Consider the following 19,304-nt stretch of genomic DNA (forward strand, 5'->3'; position numbering starts at 1 on the left):
CCTTTTTAAGATGGGCGATTATATAGTATGAACTATTAAATCTTTCGAAAAAAACTGACACGAGATTCTTCCACAGTCATTTGCCACGCCGGCTATATCCGCCTTGTCAGCCCAATTAGCCCCATTGATTTTCTCACTAAACCCAAACGACATTGCAAAAGGGCCACGGTCAGAAGTTCATTCGGGCCGAGCGAGAAGGCGAAAAAGGCCGTTTTGCAAAGCCATTCGGCCCGAAAAAACGCTCTTTAGGGGGTTGGAGGGGGCGTTGGTGGATTGGTAATCAAAAAAGGGAAACACCGAAGTGCTTCCCTTGCTCATGCAAAGATAGTAAACTTTGTGGCTTTTTGCAAATGCATGTTGAAAGATACTGACAATATATTTGCCCGGCCGGCTGTCATGCCCCGCACGCAGCCAACCGGTAGAATGTGTCTTATATCACCACCACTTTCCTGCCCTTATGGATATAGATGCCACGGGTGGGCTTACGGGTCTTGATGCCCGAGAGCGTGTAGTAGTCTTCATCGGATGCCGGAGTTGCTGGAGCCACCTCGTTGACACCTGTGGTCTCCCCCTCTATGACGAAGCCGATAGCCTTTGCACCGGCTGTAGCCGAGACGGAAGTGGGCAACCGGAGATAGGCCTTGCCGGCGGGAAGGGAGCGTGTGCTTGCCACTTTGGCAAAAGCATACCGGCCATTGTCCTTGACGAACACATAGTTGGTGTTGTCGCCTTCGGTGGTGCTGATGGTCGTTGGAGTGGTCACGCCTTTCAGAAAGTTATGATAACCGGCTTCCATCTCCATCTTGCCCACCGTGTAGGTGGTGTTGGCCGTGCCTTTCAGGATAAGGCCCGTGCCGGCCGGCACGTAGTCTGCTTTGAGCAAAACGATGGTGAGGTTGCCCTTACTCTTTTTATATCCCGAGACGATGTAGGCTTTCAGCCCGTCCACATCTTTGAAGTTCAGATTTTCAGAACTGGCAAAAGAGGTGTATTCTCCGCTCAGTGTGATTTCCACGCCATCCGGTTTGACGGGCGGTTCTATCTTTTCGTAACCCGTTGTCCCATCGTATGAAAAGTAGCTCGTGCTTGTGACACCCATGATGTTGGCTGTCTGGTGGTTATTGTTATCATTGAAGATGATGTTGATGGGATTCTCGTTGAACGACTGATAATAGAAAGAGATGCCGTTGATGGTGGTCTGCGCAGTCATCAGCTTGCCCGGCCATTGGCCGTTCAGCTTGTTTTTGTCGTTGTCCCATGCGTAGAGATAGGGAGCGTTGTCGGCCTTCACATAGATGGTGATGCCTGTCGTGGGATCATCAGGTGTAGGAGGGGTGGGCTGGTTGCCGGGCGTGACGGTGGTCTCGCCGGTGGTCTCACCGTCGATGTAGAGCGAGTTTCCGTTGAGCGATATGCCCGGTTGGCCGGCTCCGGGATATTGCCGGGTGCCGGAAGCCTTGCCATCGGTCACCATGACATGGCCCGTGGCGTAGGTTTCGGGCACTTCAAAATACCACCACCCCGTCTTGCCGTTGATGCTGATGGCGGCATCGTAGGTCATGGGTTTGCCCGGCCATGAATTATTCACCTTATCCTTATAGAGATAGCAGTTCACATTGGCCCAGTTGTAGGGGTTGTTGTAGTAGACATACACTTTGGCGTTGGGATCTGTCTTGGTGAAAGTCTCACTGCCCGTGGCCTCTGTTCCGTCTGTTCCGGTGGCTCCCCACTTCACGGTGATGGTCTTTCCGTAGTCCACGCCGGCTCCGATGGTGAAAGTGGCATTGCCCGTGAAGTTCACCTTTTCGGCAGTGCCCACCTGATACCAGCCCGCGGTGGCATGGCGGAGCGTGGCTGTGAGGTCGAGGCTTTCGGCCTTGAACGGGCCTCCCTTTTGGCTCAAGACCACGGTCGGGGAGGGATTGGCCTCCTCGTAGAGCACGGCAATGCCCGATGCGTCGGTCGTGCCGCTGATGGTGGTCGCGGTGATGGTGAACGTGTTGCCCGACACGCGGTCGGTGTAAGTGCCCGGTGTGGCATAGCCTCCGCCGTTGGCCACGCTCACGCTGCCACCTCCTTGGAAATTCACGACGATGGCCCCGCCGTCCTTGCGCGAGATGGAAGCCACGCTGCCCGCGGCTGTGTAATAGTCCCCCTTGCCTGCCATGGCATTGTGAAACTTGTTCACCTCGGCCACCGACTTGCTCGTGTAGTGCGTGCTGCCCATCGCTCCGGCCTGCGCACCGAGCCCGTCGGTGCCCACAGGGCGCGAGAAGTAGAGGGCCGGAATGTTGTTGTGGGAAGCAGCCACGGCGTAGGCGCGGTCCACCACTTCCTGGCTTACGCCGACACTATGGCCTTTTTTGTTGCAATAGGTGTCGTGGCTCTCGCCCCAGTAGATGAGCTTGTCGGTGCTGTAAGTGAAAGAGTAGTTGCCTCCCCCATACGGTGTGGCCTGCCCGTTTTTGGCAGCTCCCAAAACGTTGTCGGTGCCGTAGCGGCTGTCGGTGACGCTCATATACTGCATGTATTCGGGCAGCAGTTTGCTGTCGTCGCCGCCCGTGTTCTCGAGTATTTCGCCGTAGTTGAACATGTCCTTGTCTATGATGGCCGGCCAGAAGCCGTCTCCCTCCGAGGGCAGCCCGATGTGCTTGGCCGCATCGAAGCGGCAACCGTCCACGCCGATGGCTTTCAGTGCCTGTATGTAGGCCTTGAACTTCTGCTGCACGCGCGGATCCTCGGTCTTGAGGTCTTTCATGCCAATTTCGCCGTGGGTCACCTGCCAGCGGTCTCCCCAGTTGATATTGCCTCCATGCGTGTGATAGAGGTCGGTATTTTGCCAGAAATTGGCCACCCATTTGAGGACGCCGTCGGTGTGGTTGGCCACCACATCCACAATCACCTTGATGCCCAGCTTGTGCGCTTCGGCACAAAGGGTGGCGAGGTCGGCCTTCGTTCCGAGCGTGTTGGGACCGATTTCGGTGTCGCGAGGCCGGTAGAGCGTGTTCCAACTGGTCGGGCCGTCGTAGTTGGTTTGGGCCGGAGAAGTCTGCACGGCGGTGAATCCTGCAGCGGCAATGTTCGGCAGATTGGCCGTGATGTCGGTGTACTTCCAGTCGAAGCAGTGCAATATCACACCCTCCTGAATGGTCTTGGGCAGCCCATAGCCGTTGCCGGCAAGGGCCGACTGCAAAGACACTAAGACCATGAAGAGCATCATGGCATAGTGTTTTGCCTGTTGTAGTGTCGTCTTATTCATGTCATTGGTTAGTAAAATAGGGTTTGTAAAATAGAATTTAAAGGGTAAGGGGTGCTTCCCGTGATGTTCCTCCTGTGGGTTAATCGTCCCAAACGCCGTAGCAATTTTCCTTGGCGGCCAATTCTTTTCCGGTGTCATCGCCTTCTACGGGGATCTCGGGGCCTAACTCCCCTTCTTCCATACCGACGAGACCGGAACCGGCCAAGATTTCTTCACCATCCATTCCCAACATCTTCACGTGGGGAGTGACATACATTTTCTTTTCTTCAAACATGTCTTTTTACTTTAAATTGGTTAATACTGAGGATTTTATTTGAAGATATATTTCTTCCCATTCCTGATGTAAACACCTTTGGCGGGCTTGTCCACACGCACTCCGGAGAGCGTGTAGTAATAGCCGTCATCCTTTGCCGAAGTGATTTCGTCGATACCGGTCGTGTTCTGTTCTTCCACGAAGTCGATATATTTGGCTCCTGCCGGAATAAGTGTTGCCGGGAGCCGGAGGTATGCCTTGCCCGCCGGGAGAGCACGGCTGTTTGCCACTTTGGCAAAAGTATAATGCCCATTGGCTTTGACAAGCACATAATTGTGGCAGATACCGTCTGTGGAGTAGATGGTCTGTGGGCTTGTACATCCCACGAGATAATTGCCATAGGTGTATTCGGCAGTGGCGTAAGGAATCCGGTAGGTAGTCCCGGCTGTCCCCTTCAAGATGAGGCCGGTGCCGGCCGTGGCATCCTCCGCCTTTGTCAGAACCATCTGCAGCGTGCCGTTTATTTTTCTATAACCCGACACTACAAAGGCTTTCAGACCTGAAATGCCGCCCAACTTCAAGTCTTTGTCGCAGCAATAAGTGGTGTAGTCGCCGGGCATGGTGATGCTTATGCAGTCGGTTGGCGTTTCCTCTGTGGGTTTGGTGGTCTTCTCACAACTTGTACCTCCGTCGTATATAAAGTAGGTGTCGGTTGTGATGCCGGTGATGTCGGCCGTCTTGGCAGAACCGTTGTTGAAGATCACATTGAGGCTCTCCACATCGGAGAACGAGTGGGTGTAGAACTGCTGTCCGGCGATGGTGACCGTCTGTGTCATCGTTTTGCCCGGCCAGCCGCCATTGAGTTCGGTAGTTTTGCCGCTTGCCACTGTCCAAGCATAGAGGTTAGGGGCCGTGTTGGCTTTCACATAGATGGTGATAGCCGCTTGGGGATCCACCTTCTTATAAGTGGCCGAGCCTGTGTGCTCCACTCCGTCGGCCCCCGTTGCTCCCCATGTCACGGTCACTTCGTCACCGAAAGCCATGTCGCTGCCGATGGTGAAAGTGCCCGGTGAGGAGATGCTCATCTTGCTGCCGGTGCCTATCCGATACCAGCCTCCGGTGGCGGTAGCGTTGAGCGAAGCCGTGATGGTAGCCGTCTCGGTCTTGAAAGTGCCACCGGCCGGCGAGAGAACCACGGCTGCTGCTTTCACGACATCATCGGCCGTGATATACCGGTCGGTGCCGGCCTCCTGCTTGCCGTCGTAGGATGTCTGCGAGGCTTTGCTCACCGGCGTGCCGCCATAGAGGAACCGGCCGTCTTCACCGATCTTTCCCGGACCGTTGAGCACGTAGATGCGCATGTTGCCCTGGCCGGAGAAGCTGCCCGTGGAGAGTGTGCCGCCCGTCACGTGGATGGTGTTGCCCGTCACGACATCGGTGTAGGTGCCGTTGAGCACACCCGTGAATGTGGCCCCGGCGTTGAGGGCCACGAGGGCGTAGCTGTCCACTCTGCCACCTGTGTAGCGCCGCTTGAAGGCGTAACCGCCATTGGAGGAGCATCCCTCCCAGCTGTACTGACCTTTGCGCAGGGCCGGCACGGCCTTGCGGATGAGATTGAGACGGCGCAGGTGTTGGGCCAAGTCTTGGTTGAGTGTGGCAGCAACATTGCCCGAAGCCGCGTATTCTCCGAAGTCGGAAGCGGTTACATCGCCCGTGAGATAGCCTCCGAAATAGGCACGCCCGGTCTCGCTAAGCGGTCCGTTGGGGCCGTTGTCTATCTTTTGTCCGGCCCGGAATTCCACCTCCGACCCGTAGTAAATGCAAGGAATACCGCGGAAAGTGAACATCAGACTGAGGTTTTCCGCCCACTGCGCCGTGCCGCCGTTGAAGCGTATCTGGTCACTGGGCTGCGGACCGTAGTCGTGGGAATCGACGTAGACCACGTTCCAAGTGGCATCGTTGTAGAGGTTGTCACCGCTCTTGGCGATGCCCACTGCGCTGCCGGCATTGCTGAAATTGTAGTGCATGGGAAAGTCTATCACGTTGAATCCCGAGGCACCGGAGTAGTCGGGCGCGTGGTAGTCGTTGCCGCGGAGAAAGGCATTGTCGGAGCTGAACTCATCTGTTTTGCCGGTGTTGTAGTCGGCATATTCGGCTTCGCAGGCCGCCATGTTGGTGTTGCTGAAGTGCAGTCCTTCCGACACGGGATATTCCTTGTCCGTCCATTCGCCCTCATCCTCGCTCCAAGCATACTTCGACGGACTTTCCCACGTGTAGAAGAAAGGTGACAGGGCGGCCTGGTCGCGATAGACGACACTGCCGAAGCGGGCGCACACCTCGCCGAACATATAGAACGGCGCGCCGTTCAGGCGTTTGGAGGCATACTGTTCGCCGAGTTTCTGAAAGGCGGGAATGAAGGCCCTGTTGAATGTCAGGCGGGCTATATGGCCGGAGGTGTCGATGCGGAAGCCGTCGACTCCCATCTTGATGAATTCGCCATAGCACTTCACCAGATAGTTGTAGATCTTTGGATTTTCCGTATTCAAGTCCACGCAGTCGCCCGCAATCTGTGCCCACCAGCGTGTTTCGTTGTCCCAGTTGAAGTTGCCGAAGTGGTGCCAATAGTTGTTCTTGTCATGGTTTTTGCCGTCGGTGTTCTTCATCATGGCCAACCGTCGTTGATACTGCGCACTCGGAGCCAGCGATGGATAGTCTGCCCCGAGAAGGCCGGTGTTGGGTGTCATGCACGCTTCGAGGCTCGCTTGATTGCGGATGTCGGGGTTGCGGGTAAATTCAGGGCAGAGATAACTCTCGCCAAAATTGCCTGTATGGTTGAGCACGATGTCGAGGATGATTTTGATGCCCTTGGCATGTGCCTTGTCGATGAGCGTCTGGAAGTTCACATCCCGGCTCTCATAGCGGCTGTCCACCTTCGAGAAATCCATGGCGTGATAGCCGTGATAGTCGTAGCCCGAAGCGTTTTGCACCACGGGGGTAATCCAAATGGCCGTGAAGCCGAGGGCCTTGATGTAGTCGAGTTTATTGATGATACCTTTGAAATCTCCACGCCAGCAGGGATCGCCGGTCTTGATTTGTTCCTGCTGGTTGTCCCAACACAGCACATTGTTACTCGGATCGCCGTCGTAGAAACGGGTGGTCATCATGAAGTAGATGGTCTCATCACGGAAGTCGGTGCGCCCTCCGGTGAAATTGTCGGTATAGCCGTCGGCCTCGATTGAGATGATGCCGCTCAACAGGAGGACTGCCAACCATAGGAGTTTCTGTTTCATTATGGTAATTGTTTATCGGTTTTAGGCAGGTGAAAAGTTTTTTTTCATGGATGAAAATGAGGCTCCGAAACGTGCTCATGGACACCTTATGCCAGAATGTTATTAGAAATGATATTTGCAAAAGTAAGCAGCAAAGAGTTAATAAATGCCCTAAAATGCAAACAAAAGAGCTTAAATTTTGCGTAAACGTTTGCATTCCGAAAAGACGAATCTTCCTCCGGTCTGCTCCCTTTTCAGCCTTGTTGAAATAACATGACGGCTCTCTTTGTGGGGCTACCTGAATGCTTTTTCGCCCCAACAAAGAGTATAAGGAATGGAATAACCTTAATTATATGGGGGGTGGACGAGAAGGTCAGATGCTTGGAAAAGAAAAGGAAATACGGCTCTTGGAAACAAGCGGAATGCGGATGTTTCCAAGAGCCGTATGTGATGATGTGGGAGCCGTTTACAGTTTGCCGCCGTAGCAGAGGTCGCCGGCATCGCCGAAGCCCGGCACGATGTATTTGTGCTCGTTCATGCCCGGGTCGATGGCTGCGCACCAAATGGTGGTCTTGTCTTCAGGGAAGGCATTCTTGATGTGTTCGATGCCCTCGGGAGTGGCTATCACGCTGCACACGTGGATGCGCTTCGGGGTGCCCTTGGTGAGGAATGCCTTGTAACCCAGCTCCATCGAACCGCCCGTGGCCAGCATCGGGTCGGCGATGATGAGGTTTTTGCCGTCGATGCTCGGTGTAGCGAGATACTCCACATGGATGCCCACCTTGTGGTGCTCGGCATCGGTATATTCGCGATAGGCCGAAACGAAAGCATTGCCGGCATGGTCGAAAATGTTGAGGAAGCCCTCGTGGAAAGGCAGTCCGGCGCGAAAGATGGTGGCCAACACGATCTTGTCGGTGGGCACGTTCACCTGCGCCACACCCAGCGGGGTGGTGACATCCACGGTCTCATAGTCGAGTGTCTTGGAAATTTCAAAGGCTTCAAACTCGCCGATGCGGGTGATGTTGTTGCGAAATAACAATCGGTTTTTCTGATACTCAACGTCTCTCATTTCGGCCATATACTGGCCGATGATTGAGTTCTGCTCACTCAAGTTGATGATTTTCATACTTTGCTTCAGTTTTGACTGCAAAGGTACAATTTTATTCTGAATTGTGATAATCAACGGTATAATTATGTTTGTCGGCCTCTTTCTTTTTGCGAAAACTGCACATAAGGGGTGTAAGTGTGCTATCTGCTGACTTTCAAGCCTTTATCTATGCCGATGGCGGGCATCTGCCTGTCGTTTTTCGGCATCGTTTCCGCATGAAAAGCAGATGATGGATAAATTGCAAACTCTAAATGTCAAATAGCCGGACAGGGCTTGAAATTTTAAATTCTTTAACCTAAAAAGATGACATGATGCCCAATTTTGGGCCCTGAAAGTTGTCAGTTTTCTGCTTTTTCACTAACTTTGCGGTCGGTTTTTAAGGTAAAAACTCCTCCTGTAAGAGGCATGGGGCCACCGCCCTTGGCATCGGAGTTTATTCACAACTAAATACATTAAACACAATGGCAAAGTTTGACAAGTCAGTCTTAGAGAAGTACGGCATCACAGGTACGACCGAAGTTCTCTACAATCCTTCTTACGAAGTGTTGTTCAACGAGGAGACCAAGGAAGGTCTCGTAGGTTATGAAAAGGGCCAGGAAACAGAGCTTGGCGCCATCAACGTAATGACCGGCATCTACACCGGCCGTTCTCCTAAAGACAAGTTCATCGTCGACGATGAGAACTCCCACGACACCGTGTGGTGGACTTCCGACGAATACAAGAACGACAACCACCGCGCCACCAAGGAAGCTTGGGCTGCCGTGAAGGAAATTGCCAAGAAGGAACTTTCAAACAAGCGCCTGTTTGTGGTCGACGGTTTCTGCGGCACACACAAGGACACCCGCATGAAGGTGCGCTTCATCGTTGAAGTGGCCTGGCAGGCTCACTTTGTGACCAACATGTTCATCCGTCCCCAGAGCGAAGCCGACTTCGATCAGGAGCCCGACTTCATCGTTTACAACGCTTCCAAGGCCAAGGTTGAGAACTGGAAAGAACTGGGTCTGCACTCGGAGACAGCCGTTGTGTTCAACGTGACCAGCAAGGAGCAGGTGATCATCAACACTTGGTATGGCGGTGAAATGAAGAAGGGTATGTTCTCCATGATGAACTACTTCCTGCCGCTGAAGGGCATGGCTTCCATGCACTGTTCTGCCAACACCGACATGAACGGTGAAAACACCGCCATCTTCTTCGGTCTCTCCGGCACCGGCAAGACCACTCTCTCTACCGACCCGAAGCGTAAGCTCATCGGTGACGACGAGCATGGATGGGACGATACGGGTGTGTTCAACTACGAAGGTGGCTGCTATGCCAAGGTGATCAACCTTGACAAGGAGGCCGAACCCGACATCTACGGTGCCATCACCCGCGATGCACTGCTCGAGAACGTGACCGTTGACAAGGACGGCAAGATTGATTTCGCCGACAAGAGCGTCACCGAGAACACTCGCGTGTCTTACCCCATCTACCACATCAAGAATATCCAGCGTCCCGCTTCTCAGGGTCCTGCCGCCAAGCAGGTTATCTTCCTGAGTGCCGATGCTTTCGGTGTGCTGCCTCCCGTGTCCATTCTGAACGCCGAGCAGACCAAGTACTACTTCCTCTCCGGCTTCACCGCCAAGTTGGCCGGCACCGAGCGTGGCATCACCGAGCCCACTCCCACATTCTCCGCTTGCTTCGGTCAGGCTTTCTTGGAGCTTCACCCCACCAAGTATGCTGAGGAACTGGTGAAGAAGATGAAAAAGAGCGGTGCCAAGGCCTACCTCGTGAATACCGGTTGGAACGGCACAGGCAAGCGCATCTCTATCCGCGATACCCGTGGCATCATCGACGCTATCCTCAACCACTCCATCGATGCAGCTCCCACGAAGACCATTCCTTACTTCAACTTTGTGGTTCCCACGAAGCTCGAAGGTGTGGCTACCGAGATTCTCGATCCGCGCGACACTTACGCCAATGCCGCCCAGTGGGATGAGAAAGCCAAGGATCTGGCTGCCCGCTTCATCAAGAACTTTAAGAAGTATGAAGGCAACGAAGCCGGTAAGGCTCTCGTAGCAGCCGGTCCGCAGCTCTAAACTGTATATGCAGCATCGGTCTTCCGGCTCCATGCCGGAGGCTTGATGCCAATATATTCCAATCCCGTTTCTTTGCAAGAAGAAACGGGATTTTTTCGTACTTCCATACAAATCATCCTGCCTACACACGTTGGCGACAAGTGCGTATGGGCTCTATCTTTGTTCGCTTTTTTCCTATTGCGTTTGGTTTCTCATCATTTCCTTGTTATCTTTGCATGAGCAAGGGAAGCACGCGGGTGTTTCCCTTTTTTTGATTACCAATCCACCAACGGTCCCCCAAGCTCCTAAAGGGGGCTTCGCCATCCTGATTTAGGAGGCCATTCGGCCCAAACGGTTGTGTAAAAGGGCCACAGTTGGAAGTTCGTTCGGGCTGAATGAGCTTTCAACTGTGGCCCTTTTGCAATGTCGTTCGAGCTTAGTAAGAAAATCGATGGGGCTAATCGGGCTGATAAGGCGGATGAAAACAGGCAAACGGGGGAATACAACAAAAAGGCGTGTAAGGCTTTTTCGAAATATTTAATAGAAATGACTATAGGCCTCCCCCAGCCCCTCCGAAGGAGGGGAGGGCCTCGCGGGACATAGGTAGCTTGAGCCCCCTAAGTTAGGGGGTTGGGGGTCTGAACAAGGGATATTGGTAGCTTAAGCCCCCTAAGTTAGGGGGTTGGGGGTCTGAACAAGAGATATTGTCGGGACATAGGTAGCTTAAGCCCCCTAAGTTAGGGGGTTGGGGGTCTGAACAAGAGATATCGTCAGAGTATAAGTAGCCTTAGCCCCCTTTAGGAGGTTGGGGAGGCTCTTAACATCTCGCCTAAATTTCCCAAATATCGTTGGTTTCGAGCAGTTCCATGAAGTTGTGGTATTTCTTCTGCTCGCTCACTTCCTCTATCTGGCTGTTCACACACTCGTCGTAGGTGGGGGCCTCCACGTCGCGTATCACACCCAAAGCCACGGGGAAGCCCCGTTCATTGTCCATCATGGCGAGCTTGAGCTGCAAGGTATTGTCCTCACAATGGGCATCGTGGATGAGGATGTCGTCTAAAGTTACGCCGTTTTCTCCGATTTTCACCACTTTCAGTCCGAAGCCCTCCTGCATCAGTCCATACTCATTGTTTTCGCCAAACACCAGCGGTTGGCCCTGCCTCACGTAGATGGCGTTGCGCTTCCGGCCCTCCTTGGTGTAGACGGATTCGTAGGTGCCGTTGTTGAAAATGACGCAATGCTGCAATATTTCACACACGGCCGCCCCCTTGTGGCGGTAGGCCGCCTTGAGGATGTTCACCGTCTCGCCCCCGTCGCTGGCCACCGAACGGGCAAAGAATCGCCCGCGGGCACCGAAGCAGAGCTCTGCCGGACGGAACGGGTCTTCCACCGTGCCGTAGGGGCTCGACTTGGAGACGAAGCCGCGCGGCGAGGTCGGGGAGTACTGTCCTTTGGTGAGACCGTAGATGCGGTTGTTGAGCAATATCATGTTGAGGTCGATATTGCGGCGCATGGCATGGATGAAGTGGTTGCCACCGATGGCCAATCCGTCGCCATCGCCACTCACCTGCCACACCGTGAGTTTCGGGTTGACCACCTTGAGTCCCGTGGCCACAGCCGCGGCCCGTCCGTGAATGGTCTGCATGGCGTAGGTATTCACGTAGTAAGGCAGTCGGCTGGAACAGCCAATACCCGAAATCACAGCCGTCTCGTAGGGCGGCACACCCAGTTCGGCCATAGCCTTATGGAGATAGGAGAGGAAGAAATGGTCACCACAACCGGGACACCAGCGCGGCTGTCCCTTCTTATAATCTTGTGCTGTGTATTGTGTCATAACCGGAAGATTTAAAGTTTGATGATTCGTTCGTTGAAGGTCTTGCCTGCATTAGCCGCCTCGTCGGTCTTGATGACCCGCTCGAAGCCGCCTACGAGTTCGCTCACCATGAAAGGCTGCCCTTTCACCTGATTGTACTGATAGGGTGCAAAACCGTTGATGCGTATGCGCAGGAGCGCGGCCAACTGCCCCAGGTTTTGCTCCGCCACCACCGCCTTCTTGTAGCGCAGCAGCACTTCGGCTGTGTTGGCAGGCAGCGGATTGATGTATTGGAACTGTGCCAAAGCCACCTTATACCCCCTGCCACGGAGTTCTTCCATGGCCGAATAGAGATGCCCATAAGTGCTCCCGAAGCCCACGATGAGCAGTTCCGCGTCGTCGGCATCGCCCTCCACCTCAAGGTCGGGCACGGGAATCTTCGCCACTTTCTCGAAGCGCAGACGGTCCATCAGGTCGTGATTCTCAGGTTCGGTGGATATGGCCCCGGTCTCGCCGTCTTTCTCCAATCCGCCGAGGATGTGCTCATAGCCCTCCTGTCCGGGGATGGCCCAATAGCGCACCCGGCTTTCCTTGTCGCGCCGGTAGGGCGTGTAATTGAACTTCTGCGACTCGGGAGCGTAGTGGGGATGTATCTCCGGCAGTTCGTCCATCGTGGGCAAGCGCCATGCCCCCGACCCATTGGCGATGAAAGCGTCGGTGAGCAGCGTCACCGGCGTGAGATGTTCCAGTGCCATCTTGGCCGCCATGTAGGCCGACTCGAAGCAGTTGGTAGGGCTCGTGGCGGCTATCACGGGCATGGGACTCTCGCCGTTGCGCCCGTAGAGCACTTGCAAGAGGTCGGTCTGTTCGGCCTTGGTGGGCAGTCCGGTGGACGGACCGCCGCGCTGCACGTCGATGACCACCAGCGGCAATTCGTCGATGACGGCCAGATTGATGGTCTCCGACTTCAGGCAAATGCCCGGCCCGGAGGTCGATGTGGCGGCAAGAGCTCCTGCAAAAGAGGCCCCCACGGCACTGGCACAGGCCGAAATCTCATCCTCACACTGCACGGTGATCACGCCGCACGACTTGTGTTTGGCCAGTTCGTGGAGGATATCTGTGGCCGGAGTGATGGGATAGGAACCCAGGAAAAGCTGCAAACCGGCTTTCTCGGCGGCCGCTATCAAGCCGTAGGCCGTGGCCTTGTTGCCGGTGATGTCCATATAGCGGCCCTTCGTCTTGTGCTTACTCTCGATGCGGTAGGTGGCCGGTACGGAGGCATGGGTGTTGCCGGCATAGTCGTAGCCGGCCTCCACCACCTTGATATTGTTGACCGCCAGATGGGGCTTCTTGGCAAACTTCTTCTCCAAGAAATTGGCGATGAGTTTGCGGTCGCGGTTGAACAGCCAGCAGACGATGCCCAGCGCAAACATGTTGCGGCACTTGAGAATCGACTTGTTGTCCATGCCCGAATCCTTGAGGCACTCTTTCACCATTGTGGTGATGGGACAGTCCACCACACAGTCGGGGTCGATGCCGAGCTCTCCGAGGTAGTCGTCGGTTGCAAACTCGGCCTTCCGTAGGTTGGAATGGTTGAAGTCGTCGGTGTCGATGATGATGGTGGCCTGCGGTTTGGCATACTTGAGCTGCGTCTTGAGCGCAGCCGGGTTCATTGCTACAAGCACATCGCATTGGTCGCCCGGCGTGAGCACCTTCTCACCTCCGATGTGTACCTGAAAGCCGCTTACCCCCGTGAGCGACCCTTGCGGTGCCCGGATGTCGGCCGGATAGTCAGGAAATGTGGAAATGCCATTGCCCACGGTTGCAGACACGGTGGTGAAGATGTTGCCCGCCAACTGCATACCGTCGCCCGAGTCGCCCGAGAAGCGCACGACTACCTGGTCCAATTCTTTTACTTCAATTTGTTCTGCCATAATGTTCCCTGTATTAGAGTGTTGTTTTCATGATGGCAAAGGTGGGAATTATTATTGAGAAAACAAAATATTTACACTTGTTTTTTCTGTAAATAATACAAAAACATGGAAGAGGATGAGTAGGCCTCCGAATCTCCCTTAGCTGCCGGAGGAATGGAAGGGGATTGACGGGGAGGAGGAATCGTCACCCAAACGCATGGGGCGGACAGGCTCGAAGCCCACCCGCCCCATGAAAGAACCGATACTGCCGAGAGGGATACCGGCAGCGTTGTGGTCAATATTTGAATGAGCTTCCGCCCAGAAACTCGCGCAGGAGGCTGGTCGGGGGAATGTCATCATTGGACACCGGCGAGAAGTAGCGGAGGAACTTGAGCAGGCGGTAGGCCTCGGCATGTTCCTCACAGTTCTCGGGCACCTGCTGCAACAGCGGTTCGGCTTGGGGCCGGATGACGGCAAACTCGAAGAGCATGGCTGTGTTGAACATCGCATCGGCATTCTCCTGATAGGGGAATATCCACTTGTTCTCGCCCGCCCTCACGCTGGGCCAGCGGCGGATGGTGTCGCGGGCGTTGACTCCGCGATACTTATAGTCGCGGATGATGCGGCGCAACAGCCGGTTGTCGGTGGTGGGAATGTAGTTGTGGGTGTCGAGAAGGATGGTCGTCAAGGCCGAGGCATAGACGCGGAACTTCTGCTGTTCGGGAATCAAGGCCGTCAGTTCGGGATTGAGCGCGTGTATGCCTTCCACCACGAGCACATTGTTTTCGTCCATCCTCAGTCGCTTTCCGCTGCGCTCGCTCATGCCCGTCTGGAAGTTGTATTTGGGCAACTCCACCTCCTCTCCGCGGAAAAGGGCACTGAACTGTTCGTTGATGAGCGGCAGGTTGAGGGCGTAGATGCTCTCGTAGTCGAGTTCGCCCGACTCGTCTTTGGGCGTGTGATGCCGATCCACGAAATAGTCATCGAGTGAAATCTGCAACGGTTTGAGCCCGTTGGCCAGCAGTTGGATGGAGAGCCGCTTGCAAGTAGTGGTCTTCCCCGACGATGAAGGGCCGGCCAGCAACACCAGCTTCACACCCTTGCGGTTGGCTATCTCGTCGGCTATCTTCGCTATCTTTTTCTCCTGCAAGGCCTCCGACACGTTGATGAGGTCGGTGGCGTGGCCGCCGTGTACAGCTTCGTTGAAGTCTCCCACGGTGCGTATGCCCATGATGTCTTGCCAGCGGTGATGCTCCTTGAATATCTCAAACATCTTGTCCTGCCGGGTCATTTCGCCCAGCACACCGGGATTTTTGAGCGACGGGATGCGCAGCAGCATACCGTCGTAATATTTTTCCAAGCCGAAGAGATAGAGCTGCGAGGTGTTGGTGAGCAACGAACCGTAGTAGTAGTCGAGGTAGTCGTCTATCTGATAGTAGGTGGTGTAGAGCGAACCTATGCTCTCCAGAAGTTTCACTTTGCTGTCTGCCCCCTTCTCGCGGAACATGCGTATGGCCTCCTCCGTGGGCACTTCAAAGCGCCGGATGGGTATCCCGGCATCGATGATCTCCTGCATACGCCGGCGTATGTTGTCCACATCCTGAAGCCCCACGGCATGGCCGATGTCGAGATTCACGAAATAACCGTTGGAGACGGGTATGTCGATGACCACTTCCGAGTGACGGTAGATGTCGTGTACGGCTTTGGAAAGCACGAAGAAAAGCGTGCGTGTGTAGTTGCGTGAGGCCGAAGCTGTGTACATGTCCTGAAACTCCACGTCCTTGGAGTGGTAGAGCCGGTAGTGCATGCCCTCCACCTTATTATTGACTTTGGCGCTGATGGGGCCGTAATCCATTTTCAGATTAAATTCGCGGAAAACGTCAGAAAGTGTGCTTCCGATAGCAATCTTTTGAGTTTTTTTATTATTTTTGCAACGTATTTGTATAACTTGTTTCATCTGTGTTGTGTCATTGAATTTAACATCGGTGTCAAAGTTAATAAGAAATATCGACCTAAGCCCACTATTTGAATTAAAATATGTCGATTTGGATCTTTTTTAAACTTATCGGTTCTCTGGCCCTTCTGATGTTCGGCATGAAGTCAATGAGCGACAGCCTGCAGAAGATGGCCGGGCCGCAACTGCGCCACGTGCTCGGCGCCATGACCACCAACCGCTTCACGGGCATCCTCACCGGTACGTTCATCACGGCCGCAGTGCAGTCGTCCACAGCCACCACAGTGATGACCGTGAGCTTTGTCAACGCCGGCCTCCTGACTCTGGCACAGGCCATCTCCGTCATCATGGGTGCCAACATCGGCACCACGCTCACCGCCTGGATCATGTCGGCGGGCTTTTCTTTCAACATCACCGACTTCGTGTGGCCGGCCTTTTTCATTGCCATCATCCTCATTTATTCAAAGAAGCGTAAGATTGCGGGCGACTTCATCTTCGGTGTGTCGTTCATGTTTCTCGGCTTGGGCACGCTCCGGCAGACCGGCATAGACATGGACTTGGCCCACACCCAGCCCGTGCTCGATTTCTTCGCCTCGTTCGACCCCAACAGTTTCCTCACCACCATCATATTCCTGCTCATCGGGTCGGTGCTCACGATGTGCGTGCAGAGCTCCGCCGCCATCATGGCCATCACGATGATACTCTGCTCCACGGGCGTGCTGCCCATCTATCAGGGCATCGCACTGGTGATGGGTGAGAACATCGGAACCACCGTGACCTCCAACATAGCGGCTATGACGGCCAACACACAGGCCCGCAGGGCAGCTTTCGCCCACATGTTCTTCAACCTCTTTGGTGTGCTTTGGGTGCTCATCGTTTTCCGGCCTTTCATCAACATGGTGTGCGGTTTCGTGGGCTATGACGAGACGATGGTAAAGACCGACAGCCACTTTGTGGAGAACGTGGCCAAGCTCTCGTTTGTGCTGGCGGCCTTCCACACGTGCTTCAACCTCACCAATACGGCCATCCTCGTGTGGTTTATCCCGCAGATAGAGAAAATCGTGTGTTATGTCATCAAGCCCAAGAGGAAGGCCGATGAAGATGACTTCCGCCTGCGCTTCATCCAGACCGGCATCATGAAGACGCCGGAAATCTCTGTCCTCGAGGCCCAAAAGGAAATACACTCCTTTGCCGAGCGCATACAGCGCATGTTCGGCATGGTGAGGGAGCTGCTGGGAGAGAAGAATCCCGACAAGTTTGTGAAGCTCTTCTCGCGCATCGAGAAATACGAGGGCATCTCCGACAACATGGAGATAGAGATAGCCAACTATCTCGACCAAGTGAGCGATGCCCACTTGAGCGACGAGACGAAGGCCAAGATACGCGCCATGCTGCGCGAGATAAGCGAGATAGAGAGTATCGGCGACTCCTGCTACAACATCGCCCGCACCATCAGCCGCAAGATAAACGGCAAGGAAGACTTCACCGCCAAGCAGTATGAGCATATCCATCAGATGTTCGAACTCACCGACAATTCCCTCTCGCAGATGAACATCATCCTCGTGGGGCACAAGAGCGACGTGGATGTCAACCACTCGTTCAACATCGAGAACGAAATCAACAACTACCGCAACCAGTTGAAGACGCAAAACATCAACGACGTGAACAATCACGAATACACCTACGCCATCGGCACGATGTACATGGACATCATACAGGAGTGCGAGAAGCTGGGCGACTATGTGGTCAACGTGGTGGAGGCCCGCATGGGCATCCGGCAGCACGAGGCATAAATACATTATCTTTCAAAGCATGAAATAAAAATCCCTTTCAACACACATTGAAAGGGATTTTTTATATCTTTGTAGCATCATTACAATACATTACACCAATATTCCCTGATTTATGAGTGGAAACTATCTCGTGATTTTCCTGAAGATTCTCGGTTCGCTGGCCTTGCTCATCTATGGCATGAAAGTGATGAGCGAAGCGTTGCAGAAGATGGCCGGATCGCAGTTGCGCCACATTCTGGGCGCGATGACCACCAACCGTTTCACCGGCATGTTCACCGGCACGTTCATCACCTGTGCCGTGCAGTCGTCGTCGGCCACCACGGTGATGACGGTCAGCTTCGTCAATGCCGGTCTGCTCACGCTGGCCCAGGCCATCTCGGTCATCATGGGTGCCAATATCGGCACCACGCTCACGGCCTGGATCATGTCGCTCGGCTACAACGTAGACCTCACGATGGTTGTCTTCCCGGCCTTCTTCATCGGCATCATCCTCATCTACAGCAAGAGCCGGCGCTACGTCGGCGACTTCCTCTTCGGCATCGCCTTCCTCTTTTTCTCGCTCGTGCTGCTGAGCGATGCCGGCAAGGCACTCGACCTTGAGCACAATCCCGATGCCATCCACTTCTTCGCCTCGTTCGACACAGGGAGCCACCTCACCATCATCATCTTCCTGCTCGTTGGCACGCTCATCACGTGCATCGTGCAGTCGTCGGCTGCCGTGATGGCCATCACCATCCTGCTCTGCTCCACGGGTGTGCTGCCCATCTATCTCGGCATCGCACTGGTGATGGGCGAGAACATCGGCACCACCGCCACGGCCAATCTGGCCGCACTCGGAGCCAACACCCAAGCGCGGAGGGCGGCACTGGCCCACTTGGTGTTCAATGTGTTCGGCGTGGTGTGGGTGCTCATACTTTTCTATCCGTTCGTCGACTTTGTGTGCGGCCTTGTGGGCTACAATCCCACCGACACCGCCCTCTCCACTGCCGAGAAGGCCCACCTGCTGCCCATCGTGCTGGCAGCCTTCCACACCTGTTTCAACGTGGCCAACACGGGCATACTCATCTGGTGCATCCCGCTCATTGAGAAAGTGGTGTGCGCACTCATCAAGCCCAAACCCGTGAAGGAAGACGAAGATTTCCGTTTGCGCTTCATTCAGGCCGGCATCATGAAGACACCGGAACTCTCTGTGTTTGAGGCCCAAAAAGAGATGGCCTCCTTCGGTGAGCGCATACAGCGCATGTTCGGCATGGTGCAGGAACTTCTGGGGCTCGACAACGGCGACCAGTTTGACAAACTCTACGAGCGCATTGCCAAATATGAGGACATCTCCGACAACATGGAGATAGAGATAGCCAAGTATCTCGACCAAGTGAGCAACGCCCATCTGAGCGATGACACCAAAGCCAAGATACGCGCCATGTTGCGCGAGATAAGCGAGATAGAGAGCATCGGCGACTCCTGTTTCAACATGGCGCGCACCATCAGCCGCCGGGTGAAGGGCACAGAAAACTTCACCTCCCGGCAGTATGAGAACATCCACCAGATGATGGAGCTCACCAACACGGCCCTGACGGAGATGAACTACATGTTCACTCACGACAAGCAGACGCTCAATCCGGACCGCTCGTTCACCATCGAGAACGAAATCAACAACTACCGCAACCAACTGCGGAAACAGAACATTGATGCCATCGAGAATAACGAGTACACCTACAGCATCGGCACGATGTACATGGACATCATTCAAGAGTGTGAGAAGCTGGGCGACTATGTGGTCAACGTGGTGGAGGCCCGCATGAACACGCGCCAGAAGGATATGCAGGAAGCGTAGCGACGGGGACGGGCAGCCCGGCCGCCGGATGGGGTGAAGCCGGCCCGTGGAGGC

General features: G+C 54.6%; 10 protein-coding genes. 3 read left to right on the forward strand and 7 right to left on the reverse strand.

From position 1 onward, the window contains the following. Positions 1–430 precede the first annotated feature (430 nt). The 4 genes from HMPREF6485_RS03630 to upp all read right to left on the reverse strand — a co-directional run bounded on the left by HMPREF6485_RS03630 (position 431) and on the right by upp (position 7,907). Positions 431–3,259, reverse strand: a complete 2,829-nt coding sequence (locus tag HMPREF6485_RS03630; RefSeq protein ID WP_004344738.1) for a starch-binding protein — start codon at positions 3,257–3,259, stop codon at positions 431–433. Positions 3,260–3,338: 79 nt separating this feature from the next. Then, positions 3,339–3,533: a hypothetical protein gene (locus tag HMPREF6485_RS03635; protein WP_004344739.1), complete on the reverse strand. Its 195-nt coding sequence runs from the start codon at positions 3,531–3,533 to the stop codon at positions 3,339–3,341. Positions 3,534–3,568: 35 nt separating this feature from the next. Continuing rightward, positions 3,569–6,802, reverse strand: a complete 3,234-nt coding sequence (locus tag HMPREF6485_RS03640; RefSeq protein ID WP_004344740.1) for an alpha-amylase family glycosyl hydrolase — start codon at positions 6,800–6,802, stop codon at positions 3,569–3,571. 445 nt (positions 6,803–7,247) lie between these two features. Further along, positions 7,248–7,907 carry a uracil phosphoribosyltransferase gene (gene upp, locus HMPREF6485_RS03650; protein WP_004343267.1) on the reverse strand — a complete coding sequence of 220 codons (660 nt, stop codon included), beginning with the start codon at positions 7,905–7,907 and terminating at the stop codon, positions 7,248–7,250. Positions 7,908–8,350: 443 nt separating this feature from the next. Here upp and pckA point away from each other — a divergent pair, with 443 nt between their 5' ends. Next, positions 8,351–9,964, forward strand: a complete 1,614-nt coding sequence (gene pckA, locus HMPREF6485_RS03655; RefSeq protein ID WP_004343265.1) for a phosphoenolpyruvate carboxykinase (ATP) — start codon at positions 8,351–8,353, stop codon at positions 9,962–9,964. An 808-nt stretch (positions 9,965–10,772) separates the two neighbouring features. On the opposite strand, the gene HMPREF6485_RS03665 is transcribed toward pckA, so the two are convergent. From HMPREF6485_RS03665 to HMPREF6485_RS03675, 3 genes are all read right to left on the reverse strand, one after another. After that, positions 10,773–11,777, reverse strand: a complete 1,005-nt coding sequence (locus HMPREF6485_RS03665; RefSeq protein ID WP_004343262.1) for a 2-oxoacid:ferredoxin oxidoreductase subunit beta — start codon at positions 11,775–11,777, stop codon at positions 10,773–10,775. An 11-nt stretch (positions 11,778–11,788) separates the two neighbouring features. Then, complete coding sequence (locus HMPREF6485_RS03670; RefSeq protein WP_004343261.1) at positions 11,789–13,690, reverse strand: 2-oxoacid:acceptor oxidoreductase subunit alpha; 1,902 nt, start codon at positions 13,688–13,690, stop codon at positions 11,789–11,791. Between the two features lie 274 nt (positions 13,691–13,964). After that, a complete protein-coding gene (locus HMPREF6485_RS03675) occupies positions 13,965–15,626 on the reverse strand; it encodes a nucleoside kinase (RefSeq protein WP_004343259.1) in 1,662 nt (553 codons plus the stop codon). A gap of 80 nt (positions 15,627–15,706) precedes the next feature. On the opposite strand from HMPREF6485_RS03675, the gene HMPREF6485_RS03680 reads away from it, so the two are divergent. Together HMPREF6485_RS03680 and HMPREF6485_RS03685 are read left to right on the forward strand one after the other, a co-directional pair. Further along, positions 15,707–17,416 (forward strand): Na/Pi cotransporter family protein, encoded by a 1,710-nt coding sequence (locus tag HMPREF6485_RS03680; RefSeq protein WP_004344746.1) that lies wholly within the window; start codon positions 15,707–15,709, stop codon positions 17,414–17,416. Between the two features lie 112 nt (positions 17,417–17,528). Continuing rightward, positions 17,529–19,250: a Na/Pi cotransporter family protein gene (locus HMPREF6485_RS03685; protein ID WP_004344747.1), complete on the forward strand. Its 1,722-nt coding sequence runs from the start codon at positions 17,529–17,531 to the stop codon at positions 19,248–19,250. Positions 19,251–19,304 lie beyond the last annotated feature (54 nt).

The organism is Segatella buccae ATCC 33574 (assembly GCF_000184945.1).
In the GTDB taxonomy this organism is placed as follows: Bacteria; Bacteroidota; Bacteroidia; order Bacteroidales; family Bacteroidaceae; genus Prevotella; species Prevotella buccae.